At 61.8% G+C, this 11,836-nt stretch carries 12 protein-coding genes; all 12 read left to right on the top strand.

Annotated elements, in window-relative coordinates; translation table 11 throughout:
• Positions 1-17 precede the first annotated feature (17 nt).
• The 12 genes from PanNE5_RS20780 to PanNE5_RS20725 all read left to right on the top strand — a co-directional run bounded on the left by PanNE5_RS20780 (position 18) and on the right by PanNE5_RS20725 (position 11,810).
• The gene (locus PanNE5_RS20780; RefSeq protein ID WP_017231562.1) at positions 18-647 is read left to right on the top strand and encodes a tetratricopeptide repeat protein; all 630 of its coding nucleotides are present in this window, start codon (positions 18-20) and stop codon (positions 645-647) included.
• A gap of 98 nt (positions 648-745) precedes the next feature.
• Positions 746-1,921 carry an outer membrane protein assembly factor BamB gene (gene bamB / locus PanNE5_RS20775; RefSeq protein ID WP_026131521.1) on the top strand — a complete coding sequence of 392 codons (1,176 nt, stop codon included), beginning with the start codon at positions 746-748 and terminating at the stop codon, positions 1,919-1,921.
• A 77-nt stretch (positions 1,922-1,998) separates the two neighbouring features.
• A complete protein-coding gene (gene der / locus PanNE5_RS20770; RefSeq protein WP_017231564.1) occupies positions 1,999-3,336 on the top strand; it encodes a ribosome biogenesis GTPase Der in 1,338 nt (445 codons plus the stop codon).
• A gap of 126 nt (positions 3,337-3,462) precedes the next feature.
• Complete coding sequence (gene hfq, locus PanNE5_RS20765; protein ID WP_010807283.1) at positions 3,463-3,699, top strand: RNA chaperone Hfq; 237 nt, start codon at positions 3,463-3,465, stop codon at positions 3,697-3,699.
• 99 nt (positions 3,700-3,798) lie between these two features.
• Complete coding sequence (gene hflX / locus PanNE5_RS20760) at positions 3,799-4,968, top strand: GTPase HflX (RefSeq protein ID WP_017231565.1); 1,170 nt, start codon at positions 3,799-3,801, stop codon at positions 4,966-4,968.
• A gap of 221 nt (positions 4,969-5,189) precedes the next feature.
• Entirely contained in the window at positions 5,190-6,542 is a 1,353-nt protein-coding gene (gene hflK / locus PanNE5_RS20755) for an FtsH protease activity modulator HflK (RefSeq protein WP_026131523.1), read from the top strand.
• Between the two features lie 12 nt (positions 6,543-6,554).
• A complete protein-coding gene (gene hflC, locus PanNE5_RS20750) occupies positions 6,555-7,457 on the top strand; it encodes a protease modulator HflC (protein ID WP_017231567.1) in 903 nt (300 codons plus the stop codon).
• 107 nt (positions 7,458-7,564) lie between these two features.
• A complete protein-coding gene (locus tag PanNE5_RS20745; protein WP_150553354.1) occupies positions 7,565-7,720 on the top strand; it encodes a DUF2065 domain-containing protein in 156 nt (51 codons plus the stop codon).
• A gap of 38 nt (positions 7,721-7,758) precedes the next feature.
• The gene (locus tag PanNE5_RS20740; protein ID WP_017231569.1) at positions 7,759-8,919 is read left to right on the top strand and encodes an ATP phosphoribosyltransferase regulatory subunit; all 1,161 of its coding nucleotides are present in this window, start codon (positions 7,759-7,761) and stop codon (positions 8,917-8,919) included.
• 74 nt (positions 8,920-8,993) lie between these two features.
• A complete protein-coding gene (locus tag PanNE5_RS20735) occupies positions 8,994-10,334 on the top strand; it encodes an adenylosuccinate synthase (protein WP_017231570.1) in 1,341 nt (446 codons plus the stop codon).
• Positions 10,335-10,361: 27 nt separating this feature from the next.
• Positions 10,362-10,898, top strand: coding sequence for a phosphoribosyltransferase (locus tag PanNE5_RS20730; RefSeq protein WP_017231571.1), 537 nt, complete (start codon positions 10,362-10,364; stop codon positions 10,896-10,898).
• A gap of 234 nt (positions 10,899-11,132) precedes the next feature.
• Positions 11,133-11,810 (top strand): DUF4189 domain-containing protein, encoded by a 678-nt coding sequence (locus tag PanNE5_RS20725; RefSeq protein ID WP_017231572.1) that lies wholly within the window; start codon positions 11,133-11,135, stop codon positions 11,808-11,810.
• Positions 11,811-11,836 lie beyond the last annotated feature (26 nt).

Genomic DNA, 11,836 nt, shown 5'->3' with positions numbered 1-11,836 from the left:
ACGGAGAACCCCGGCGAATGAGCAGCTATCACGAGGAACAGGAACAGATCGAGAACGTAAAGGCCTGGTGGAAGCAGTACGGCAATTACGTTGTCTGGATGCTGGTCGTCATCATGCTGGCCTATGGTGGCTGGAACCTGTGGCGTTATTACGACCGCAAGCAGACTGTCGAGGCCGGTGTGCTTTACGGCGAGCTGGAAACCGCGATCGACGCCAAGGACAAGGCGAAGGTGGCGCGTATCGCGTCGGACATGGAAAGCAAGTTCAGCGGCACGCCTTACGCCCAGATGACGGCGCTACTGGCGGCCAAGTCGCTGGCGGACGCGGGCGACGTGGCGCTCGCGAAAGCGCAACTGCAATGGGCTGTGTCGAACGCGAAAGACGACGAGTACAAGCAACTCGCCAAGCTGCGTCTGGCCGGCGTGCTGCTCGACGAGAAGGCGTACGACGAGGCGCTCAAGCTGCTCGACAATCCGCCGGCACCGTATGCCGGGCTGTTTGCCGATCGCCGTGGCGACGTGCTCGTCGCACAGAGCAAGATGGCCGACGCGCGGGCCGCATACAAGCTGGCACTCGACAAGCTCGATAAGCAGGACTCGGGCATGCGCCAGTTCGTTCAGTTCAAGCTCGACGCGCTGGGGGCCTGACGCGCGTCGGCATTCCGTTGGCAAGTATTACCCTCCCATAACGCAAAATCGGGTACATGATGATCTTTAACGACTTCCGTCGATCGATGCCGCAAACGATGGCCACGTCACAGTCCGTCTCGACGCGCCGTGGCATTTTCAAGCGCGCGGGCAGCGCCGTGACGATGCTGGCCGTGCTGGGTACGCTGGGAGGGTGTGGACTCTTTGGCAGCAAGCCGGCGCACGAGCCGACGCCGCTCACGGAGATCAAGCAGGCGCTGAACGTCAAGCAGATATGGACGGCGAGCGTCGGTAAGTCCGGCGCCTATAGCTTCGCACCGGTCGCCGTGGGCAACGCCGTGTTCGCGGCGGGCGCCAACGGCAGCATCGTGCGCGTGGATGCCGACACGGGTGCGTCGACTTGGTCGGCCAAGGCGGATACGAACATCACCGCCGGTCCGGGCAGCGATGGGGAGACGACCGTCGTCGCCACGCACAAGGGCGACGTGATCGCGTTCGATCACGACGGCAAGTCGTCCTGGAAGGCGAACGCCGGTAGCGAAGTGCTCACGGCGCCGCTGGTCGGTCGGGGTCTGGTCGTCGTGCGCGCGATCAACAACCGGGTGACGGCGTTTGACGCCGCCACCGGTTCGGTGCGCTGGTCGTACTCGCAGCCGACGTCGACGCTCACACTGCGCACCGGGACCGGCATGACGTTTTTGGGCGATCGTGCGGTCGTGACGGGCTTCCCGGGGGGCAAGCTGGTGGCGCTCGATGCCAACACCGGCAACCCGCTTTGGGTCACGCCGCTGTCGTACCCGAAGGGCGTGACCGAGGTGGAGCGTGTGAACGACGTTACGGGCACGCCGGTCGTCTTCGGCCGCCAGGTGTGCGGCGCCACGTTCCAGGGCCGGGTGGGATGCGCCGATGTGCAGACCGGCAATGGCCTGTGGGCGCGTGATTTTTCGTCGCCGAATGGTGTGACGCAGGACGAGCGTGTCGTGGCGGCGGTCAACACCGACGGCGCCGTCTACGCTTTCAACGCTGCCGATGGCAGTACACTGTGGCAGAACGACAAGCTCAAGTACCGCGACTTGTCGGCGCCGTTGGCGCTCGGCCGTGTCGTGGTGGTGGGCGACAAGCAGGGCTATTTGCATTTCCTGTCGCGTGAGAACGGCGAACTGCTCGCCCGCGTCAAGCTCAGTGGTGCGATCAGTGCACAGCCGATTCTCGCCGGCCAGACGCTGGTCGTGCAAACGCGCGACGGCAACATTTACGGCTTCCGTCCGGATTAACCGGTGACCGGCAGCACCCGGGCATTTTCCGGGAACGGCCGGCAGCGCGCCGGCCGTCTTCGTTTTTAGGCTTATTCATGAAACCCGTGATCGCGCTCGTAGGGCGCCCCAACGTCGGCAAATCGACGCTATTCAACCGTTTGACCCGCTCGCGCGACGCGCTCGTCGCCGACATGCCCGGGCTCACGCGCGACCGTCACTATGGCGAGGGGCGCGTTGGCGAGCATCCGTACCTGGTGATCGACACCGGTGGCTTCGAACCCGTGGCCAAGGACGGCATTTTCCACGAAATGGCCAAGCAGACGCGCCAGGCCGTGGTCGAGGCCGACGTGGTGATCTATATCGTGGACGGGCGTCAGGGCCTGACGCCACAAGACCAGATCATCGCGGACTATCTGCGCAAGACGGGACGCAAGATCATGCTCGTGGTCAACAAGGCCGAGGGCATGAAGTACAGTGCGGTCGCGAATGACTTCTACGAACTCGGCCTGGGCGATCCGCTGGCGATCTCGGCGGCACACGGCGACGGCGTCAAGGAAGTCATCGACGAAGCCATCGCGCCGTTCTATGCCAATCAGGACGAGAACGAGGACAGCACGCGCGACGACGGGCGAGTGAAGATCGCGATCGTCGGGCGTCCTAACGTTGGCAAGTCGACACTGGTCAACACGCTGCTCGGCGAAGAGCGCGTGATCGCGTTCGACATGCCGGGGACCACGCGCGATTCGATCCACATCGAATTCGAGCGTCAGGGGCGAAACTACACGTTGATCGATACGGCCGGGCTGCGTCGTCGTGGCAAGGTGTTCGAAGCGGTTGAAAAGTTTTCGGTCGTGAAAACACTGCAATCGATTGCCGATGCGAACGTGGTGATCCTCATGCTCGATGCCCGTCAGGACATCTCCGATCAGGATGCGCACATTGCCGGCTTCATCGTCGAGTCGGGACGTGCGGTGGTCGTCGGCGTGAACAAGTGGGACGGGCTGGACGAGTATTCGCGCGACCAGATCAAGCAGGAGCTTGAGCGAAAACTCAAATTCCTTGGCTTTGCGAATTTTCACTTTATCTCGGCGACGAAGTCCACGGGCATTGGCCCGCTGATGCGCTCGGTGGACGATGCGTACGCGGCGGCCATGACCAAGTTGCCGACGCCGAAGCTCACGCGCGCCCTCAACGAGGCGGTGGAGCACCAGCAGCCCCGGCGTTCCGGGTTCTCGCGTCCGAAGTTGCGCTACGCGCACCAAGGGGGCTCGAATCCGCCGATCATCGTCATCCACGGGAATAGTCTCGATGGCGTGACCGACAGCTATCGCCGCTATCTGGAGAATCGTTTCCGGGAAACTTTTAAGTTGAAGGGCACTCCATTACGCATAGAGTTTCGCAACAGCGCGAACCCTTACGCCAAGGGCGAATGAAAGCCAAACCCGGGCGGGGTTTTGCTGGCGACGCTAGCAAAATCAGCTATAGTGTGGAAGTCAAGGCGGGAAGCGCGCACACGCCTTGACTTACGGTCATTTGCTAAAAATACAACGGAGTTATATATGAGCAACAAAGGGCAACTTCTACAAGACCCGTTTCTGAACGCCTTGCGTAAGGAGCATGTTCCCGTCTCGATCTATCTGGTCAACGGTATCAAGCTGCAGGGAAACATCGAGTCGTTTGACCAGTATGTCGTCCTGCTGCGCAACACGGTCACCCAAATGGTTTATAAGCACGCCATTTCGACGGTCGTGCCTGCGCGTCCGGTGAATTTCCATCCGGAAGCCGAGCAGTCCTGATTCAGGCTCGCCCGACCGGGAGTCACTCCGGCCGGGCGAATTTCTCTTCCCCATCGCCCGCTCTTGTCCAACAGCCCCAATACCCACTCCCCGCGTAGCTTGACTATCAACGCCGCGCTCGTCGGCATCGATTTCGGCAAACTCGATTTCGAAGCCAGTCTCCAAGAACTCGACCTTCTGACGCAATCCGCAGGCGCCACGCCTGTCGTGACCGTTACCGGCCGTCGCCGTAGCCCGGACGCGAAGCTGTTCATCGGCAGTGGCAAAGCCGAAGAACTGCGTGCCGCGATCCACGAGTACGATGTCGAACTGGTGATTTTCAATCACGCCCTGACCCCCGGTCAGCAGCGTAACCTCGAACACCTGCTGCAGTGCCGTGTGGTCGATCGTACCAGCCTGATCCTCGATATCTTTGCCCAACGCGCCAAGAGTCATGAGGGCAAGCTGCAGGTCGAACTCGCACAGTTGCAGTATTTGTCCACGCGCCTCGTGCGCGCCTGGACTCACCTGGAACGTCAGAAGGGCGGTATCGGTCTGCGCGGGCCGGGTGAAACGCAGTTGGAAACCGATCGTCGCCTGCTCGGCGAGCGCGTGAAGTCGCTTTCTGCGCGTCTCGAACGGCTTCAGCGCCAGCACGACACCCAGCGACGTGCGCGTCAGCGCAGCGGCACCATGTCGATTTCGCTCGTGGGCTACACGAACGCAGGCAAATCCACGCTTTTCAACGCGATGACGAAAGCCAACGCCTACGCCGCAGATCAGCTGTTTGCCACGCTCGATACGACGTCGCGTCGCGTTTATCTTGGCGAAGTCGGGAACATCGTGCTGTCTGACACTGTCGGATTCATCCGCGAGCTGCCGCACCAGTTGGTGGCGGCATTCCGGGCGACGCTTGAGGAAACGGTGCACGCCAACATGCTGTTGCATGTGGTGGACGCCTCAAGTCAGGTGCGTCAGGAGCAGATGGCCGAGGTCAACGCCGTTTTGGCGGAGATCGATGCGGCGGACATCCCGCAGATTCTTGTCTGGAATAAGATCGATGCGGTGCCGGAACTGGCCGCGCAAGGCCCGAGAATCGAACGGGATGAAGCCGGGCGCATCACGCGAGTCTTTTTGAGCGCGCGCACTGGCGAAGGGCTCGACCTGCTGCGCGAGGCCATCAGCGAGGCGGTTGTGGCCGGTACGGGTGGGTTACAATCGCTGCAAGAAGCGCCCGATGTCCGGCTTATCGACCGTTGGACCGATGCGCCGCGCGCAGAAGACAGATAACACGAGACGTCGCACCATGTAGGGCGGAGCTTGCCACGGGGATTTCCGGCAGCACGGCCCAACGAGGGCGACGACCTGGCAAGAGACCAGACGGAGGCCGGTCAAGGCCGCCGATCGGCATACCAGATTCGGGAACCACGCGCGAACCGGCAGCATGCGCACTCCGAAGTGGGCGCGCCGGTCGCAACGCCAAGACCGCTTCAGTCACCACGCTTCTACCTATGCTTCCAAAAGCTTTGATGCGACGAGTTGGCTTGATCTTCTCCCTGAACGACCCGCGCTGGGGGCGGGACGGCGGCGGCGATACGCCGTCCGGTAATCAGGAACCGAACCGCCCCGATCGTTCGAACAATCCGAATTCGCAGGATCAGAAGGAGCCGCAGCGCGGACCGCAAGGTCCGCAGCAGGACGGCCCGCCCGATCTCGACGAACTTTGGCGCGATTTCAATCGGCGTCTTAACCGTATCTTCGGCCGCAAGGGCGGCGGGAGCGGTAACGGTGGCTCGAGTAGCGGCGCCGGGGGCTCGCGTGGCTCGGGTATCGGCGTCGGCGTGGTCGTCGCGCTGGCATTCCTGATCTGGCTGGCAACGGGCGTCTTCATCGTCCAGGAAGGGCAGGTCGGCGTCGTCACCCAATTCGGCAAGTACAAGTACACCACGACGTCGGGTATCCAATGGCGCCTGCCGTATCCGTTCCAGGCGGTCGAGATCGTCAACATGTCGCAGATCCGTTCGGTCGAAATCGGCCGCTCGAACACCATTCGCGACACCGATCTGAAGGACTCGTCGATGCTCACCGGCGATGAGAACATCATCGACGTGCGCTTTGCCGTGCAGTACCGCATCAAGGACGCCACCGAGTTCCTGTTCAATAACGTGGATGCCGAATCGTCGGTGAATCTGGCCGCGCAAACGGCCGTGCGCGAGATTGTCGGCAAGAGCAACATGGATTTCGTGCTCTACGCTGGCCGCGAAGAAATCGCCAATGAACTCGTCACCTCGATTCAACGCATTCTCGACGGTTACAAGACCGGCATCCTGGTCACGAGCGTGACGATGCAAAGCGTGCAGCCGCCTGAACAGGTGCAGGCTGCGTTCGACGATGCGGTGAAGGCGGGCCAGGATCTGGAGCGTGCCAAGAATGAGGCGCAGGCCTACGCTAATGACGTGATTCCGCGCGCCAAGGGCACGGCGTCGCGTCTGACGGAAGAGGCGGCCGGGTACAAGGCGCGCGTAGTGTCGCAGGCACAGGGCGATGCCGATCGCTTCAAGTCGGTGCAGGAAGCGTATGCGAAGGCGCCGGGCGTCATTCGCGAGCGGATGTATCTCGACACGATGGAGCAGATCTACTCGCGCACCACGAAGATCATGGTGGATTCGAAGAACAATAGTTTGTTGTATCTGCCGCTGGACAAGATCATGGAGCGTTCGCGTAGCGACGCGTCGGCCCCGGCACCGGCCTCGGGCGCCAGCACAGGGAAGGCCGCGGGTGCGCCCGCCGCCGATGACGGCAGCGATGTTGACCATGATCGATCGCGCGCGGCACTGCGCAACCGCGAACGCGATTCACGCTAAGGGGATAAGCGCATGAACCGTATTGGAACCGTTATTGTCGCGCTGATCGTTTTGTTGATCGTGCTTGCCTCGACCATGTTCGTGGTGGATCAGCGCCGTTATGCCGTGGTGTTCTCGCTGGGCGAGATCAAGGACGTCTATAGTCAGCCCGGCCTGAAATTCAAATTGCCGCCGCCGCTCCAGACCGTGTTGTATCTGGACAAGCGCATCATGACCATCGACAATCCCGAGCCGGAACGCTTCATCACGGCCGAGAAGAAGAACCTGATCGTCGACTCGTACGTGAAGTGGCGTATTGTCGATCCGCGCAAGTTCTATGTCAGCTTCAAGGGGGATAGCCGCCTCGCGCAGGATCGTCTGACGCAGCAGATTCGCTCGGCGTTGCAGGAAGCGTTCACCAAGCGCACCGTGACCGAGGTCGTGTCGTCGCAGCGCGATCAGGTCATGCAGTGGGTGAAGCAGAAGGTCGGCGAGGACGCTGCGCAAGTCGGCATCGAAATTGTCGATGTGCGGATGCGCCGGGTCGATCTGGCCGCGGGTATCAGCGATTCGGTCTATAGCCGGATGGCGGCGGAGCGCAAGCGCGTGGCGAACGAATTGCGTTCGACCGGCGCGGCCGAGGCCGAGCAGATTCGCGCCGATGCCGACCGCCAGCGCGACGTGGTCGTGGCGGAGGCCTATGCCAAGGCGCAGCAGGTCAAGGGGGAGGGCGATGCGACGGCTGCCGGTATCTACGCGCAGGCGTTCGGTCGCGATCCGCAGTTCGCTCAGTTCTATCAGAGCCTCGAAGCGTACAAGGCGACCTTCCGTGACAAGCGCGACGTGATCATTGCCGATCCGAACAGCGATTTCTTCCGATTCATGCGTGGTTCCGGCGGTGCGGCTGGCGCGCCGGCCGGAAAAGCGCGAAAATAGCGTCCTTGACATCCGAGTAGCTGCCACCGCCCGCGTCAATCGCGGGCGGTGGCATTTTGGCCGAGTCCCCTGTGAGCACCAGCACGATTCTTCTCGCTTTGGCCCTCATGCTGATTGTCGAGGGAATGTTTCCGTTTGTCGCACCAGACCGGTGGCGGCAAAGTTTTCGTAAAATAACGGAAATGCCGTCCGGCCAGATTCGCTTTTTCGGTTTGGCCGCCGTCTCGCTGGGGCTGATTCTGATGCTGCTGGCCGACCACTAAAAGGCGCTTTCTCGCGCCGCCTGAATACCGAAATACCCATGCCGAACTGGCTACTCCCCGAAAATATCGCCGACGTGCTGCCTTCCGAGGCGCGCAAGATTGAAGATCTGCGCCGGCTGATGCTGGACCGTTTCCGTACCTACGGCTACGAACTCGTGATGCCGCCGATGCTCGAGTACGTCGAGTCGCTGCTGACCGGCACCGGCCATGACCTCGATCTGCGCACGTTCAAGCTCGTCGATCAGCTTTCCGGGCGCACCATGGGCCTGCGTGCGGACATTACCCCGCAGATTGCCCGTATCGACGCTCATTTGCTCAATCGGAAGGGCGTGACGCGGCTGTGCTATGCCGGAAGCGTGCTATTTACGCGTCCGCGTAATCTGCTGGCGACGCGCGAGCCATTCCAGATCGGTGCCGAGATCTTTGGGCACAGCGGGCTCGAAGCCGATCTCGAGATCCAGGAACTGCTGCTTTACTGTCTCCAGCTTGCCGGTCTGAAGCAGATCCGCATCGATTTGTGCCACGCCGGTGTGCTCGAAGCGCTCATCGAGGGCGTGCCGGCCGCTGAGGCCGTCGAGAGCGAGTTGTTCGGGGCATTGGCCACGAAGGACGTGCCGCAGCTCGAGGCGTTGACCCGCGATCTTCCGGCGAGCCTGCGCGATGCCTTGCTGGCGCTGACCACGCTGTATGGCGAACCGGCCGAGACGCTCGCTCGTGCCCGCAAGGCGTTGCCGGACCTGCCCGGCGTGAGGGCGGCACTCGACGATCTGGCCTATCTGGCGGCGGCGCAAAGCAAGGACGGGCCGGCCGTATTGTCGATCGACCTGGCCGATCTGCGTGGCTATCAGTACCACAGCGGCGTGATGTTCGCGGCCTATGTCGACGGCATACCCAATGCGATTGCGCGCGGCGGCCGTTACGACAAGGTGGGCCAGGCGTTTGGTCGAGACCGTCCGGCAACGGGCTTTTCGCTGGATTTGCGTGAGTTGGCTGCGATTTCCCCGGTCGAAGCGCGGAGTAACGCGATTTTGGCGCCGGCTGACGATGTGCCGGGGCTGCGCGCGAAGATCGACAGCCTGCGCAACGCGGGTGAAGTCGTTATTCGCATGCTGCCGGGCCACGATCAGGATTTCGAGGAGTTCACGGGCGACCGCGTCCTTGTCGAAAAAGCGGGCCAATGGGTTGTGACACCCCGGTGAACGTCGCTGAAAAAAGCGGCACTAGCCTACGCCAACACGGGTAGAATACGTTTTTAACCAAACCAACTATTGTTATGTCCGGCAATGCTTTGAATCAGGGGCGCAACGTCGTCGTTATCGGAACTCAATGGGGCGACGAAGGTAAGGGTAAGGTCGTCGACTGGCTGACCGATCACGCGCAAGGCGTGGTGCGTTTTCAAGGTGGCCACAATGCCGGACATACGCTCATCATTGGTGGCAAGAAGACAATTCTGCGCCTGATTCCCTCGGGCATCATGCACAAGGACGTCACCTGCTACATCGGCAACGGCGTGGTGCTCTCGCCGGAAGCGCTGTTCAAGGAAATCGAGGAGTTGGAAAGCGCGGGCCTGAATGTGTGCGGTCGTTTGCGCATTTCCGAAGCCTGTACGCTGATTCTGCCGTATCACGTCGCCATCGATCAGGCGCGTGAAGCCCGTCGCGGCGCCGGCAAGATCGGTACGACCGGTCGCGGCATCGGCCCGGCTTACGAAGACAAGGTCGGCCGCCGTGCGCTGCGCGTGCAGGATCTCTTCGATCCGGAGACTTTCGCCGAGCGTCTGCGTGAAACCCTCGATTATCACAACTTCGTCCTGACACAGTATTTGGGCGCGAAGGCCGTCGACTTCCAGGAAACGCTGGATACGATGCTGAGCTACGCTGCGCGTCTGCAGCCGATGATCGCCGACGTGTCGCAGATGCTCTACGCGGCCAACCGAGAAGGCCAGAACCTGTTGTTCGAAGGCGCCCAGGGCACGTTGCTCGACATCGATCACGGTACGTATCCGTTTGTGACCAGCAGCAATTGCGTCGCGGGTGCCGCTTCGGCTGGCGCGGGCGTCGGTCCGCAACAACTCCATTACGTGCTGGGCATCACCAAGGCCTATTGCACTCGCGTGGGTGCGGGGCCGTTCCCGAGCGAACTGTACGATGCGGACAACCCCGCCCGTCAGGAAGCGATCGGCCTGCAACTGGCCACGGTCGGCAAGGAATTCGGTTCGGTGACGGGCCGCCCGCGCCGTACCGGCTGGATGGATGCCGCAGCACTCAAGCGCTCGATTCAGATCAACGGCGTGACCGGCCTGTGCATGACCAAGCTCGACGTGCTCGACGGTCTCGACACGGTGCGTCTGTGTGTCGGCTACAAGATTGGCGACAAGACGGTCGACATCCTGCCCCGTGGTGCGGTGGATGTGGCGCGATGCGAGCCGGTGTACGAAGACTTCCCCGGCTGGTCGCAGAGCACGGTGGGCGTGACGGCATGGGACCAGTTGCCGGCTCAGGCGCAGAACTATCTGAAGCGCATTGAAGAGGTGAGCGGTATTCCGATCGACATGGTGTCGACCGGCCCGGATCGTGACGAAACCATCTTGTTGCGTCACCCGTTCAAGCACTGAAGCACCGTAGCGTTGGCACAGCACACCATGAATCTACCCCAAAACGACGACAAGAACCTTTGGGTCTCGTGGGACGAGTATCATCGGCTCATCGAGCGACTTGCGCTCAAGGTCTACGAATCGAACTGGAAGTTCGACAAGATCCTGTGCCTGGCCCGGGGTGGCTTGCGTGTGGGCGATCAACTCGCGCGCATCTACGACGTGCCGCTCGCGATTCTGGCGACCAGTTCCTATCGTGAAGCCGAAGGGACCGTTCGCGGTGACCTCGACATCGCTCACTTCATCACCATCACGCGCGGCGAGCTGGAAGGTCGCGTGCTGCTGGTCGACGACCTGGTCGATTCGGGCGTGACGCTCGAGCGCGTTGGCAAGCACCTCAAGGAGCGTTTCCCAAAGGTGACAGACGTGCGCTCGGCGGTGCTGTGGCACAAGGCGTGTTCGAAAGTGGCGCCCGATTACGCGGTCGATTTCCTGCCGACGAATCCGTGGATTCACCAGCCGTTCGAAGAGTACGACACGCTGCGTCCGCACAATTTGTCGGCGTGGATCAAGCGCGGCACCTGAGCGACGACGGGATGGCTGAACATGCCGCTAGGCGGCGTTCGGCAAGGGGGGAGCCCCGACAAAGCAGGCGGTGACATCGTGAGATGCGCCGCCTGTTTTGTTTTGAGCGTGCGTCGTTGGTGCGATGTCACTTGATCGCGGGGCGATCGAACGGGCTTACGGCGATGCCATATGGCGACTGATTTCCCTTCTGCTTGAGGCTTCGTCGGTTTGGGCGATGTGATCTGATGCCGTATGAATCTCAACTTTTGGAAATCGCGCGGCGGCGGTCACGTCATGAATCAGTGGTGGCGTTCCTATCCCTTGATTTGCACAGTAGGCCTCGCGAGCGTGCTGGCGATCGCCAGCACGCCGAGTGTCGCGGCGTCGGCGGTGGCCGGGGTGCGGACCGCGAGCGGGATTCGGTATGTGTCGGTGACCGACCAGACGTCGATGGCAAAGGCCAAGGTCGCCGCGCTGGATCGTTGCCGAGCCCAACTGGCTTCCGGTCGCCGGGGCGGGCGATGCGACGTGTTGATGTCCGGTAATGGGCCGGCTTACTGGGCGGTCGTGCGTGCAGTCAATGGAGAGATCGGCATTGCGCTGGGTGACACGCAGACGTCTGCCGTTCAGGACGCCTTCGCCGTGTGTCAGCGCGCAGGGCAATGTTCGCTCGATAGCGCACAGGTTTGGTTCGATAGCGGTCAGCGCCCGGGGAGGCGTTTGCCGACACCACAGGCGGCGTCAGTGTCGCCCGCACCCTGCCGGATTCCTACCGGGCAGGTGGTTCGCATGCAGACGCGATGCGTCGAAGGTGCATGCGTGCGAACGTATGAAAACGGATGCATCATTCGCTTCCAGGCGGCTCACTGTCTCGATAAGGGAACGAGCCAATATGTTTGGCGACCGAACGGCTGTGACGAAGATGAATGATGGTGTGCATCCTGTATCACGATAAA

Origin of the sequence: Pandoraea sp. NE5, from assembly GCF_024363545.1 — a bacterium.
GTDB lineage: Bacteria > Pseudomonadota > Gammaproteobacteria > Burkholderiales > Burkholderiaceae > Pandoraea > Pandoraea cepalis.
Note: the sequence above shows the minus strand (reverse complement) of the source record. Positions and strands in the feature narration are given on the sequence as shown.

Bases quoted from the DNA above. Each gene is read 5' to 3' on its own strand.
- PanNE5_RS20740 (WP_017231569.1), top strand. From the start codon at position 7,759: ATGCCGAACTGGCTACTCCCCGAAAATATCGCCGACGTGCTGCCTTCC.
- bamB (WP_026131521.1), top strand. From the start codon at position 746: ATGGCCACGTCACAGTCCGTCTCGACGCGCCGTGGCATTTTCAAGCGC.
- hfq (WP_010807283.1), top strand. From the start codon at position 3,463: ATGAGCAACAAAGGGCAACTTCTACAAGACCCGTTTCTGAACGCCTTG.
- hflC (WP_017231567.1), top strand. From the start codon at position 6,555: ATGAACCGTATTGGAACCGTTATTGTCGCGCTGATCGTTTTGTTGATC.
- hflK (WP_026131523.1), top strand. From the start codon at position 5,190: ATGCTTCCAAAAGCTTTGATGCGACGAGTTGGCTTGATCTTCTCCCTG.
- PanNE5_RS20725 (WP_017231572.1), top strand. From the start codon at position 11,133: ATGAATCTCAACTTTTGGAAATCGCGCGGCGGCGGTCACGTCATGAAT.
- der (WP_017231564.1), top strand. From the start codon at position 1,999: ATGAAACCCGTGATCGCGCTCGTAGGGCGCCCCAACGTCGGCAAATCG.
- PanNE5_RS20780 (WP_017231562.1), top strand. From the start codon at position 18: ATGAGCAGCTATCACGAGGAACAGGAACAGATCGAGAACGTAAAGGCC.
- PanNE5_RS20735 (WP_017231570.1), top strand. From the start codon at position 8,994: ATGTCCGGCAATGCTTTGAATCAGGGGCGCAACGTCGTCGTTATCGGA.
- PanNE5_RS20745 (WP_150553354.1), top strand. From the start codon at position 7,565: ATGCTGATTGTCGAGGGAATGTTTCCGTTTGTCGCACCAGACCGGTGG.
- PanNE5_RS20730 (WP_017231571.1), top strand. From the start codon at position 10,362: ATGAATCTACCCCAAAACGACGACAAGAACCTTTGGGTCTCGTGGGAC.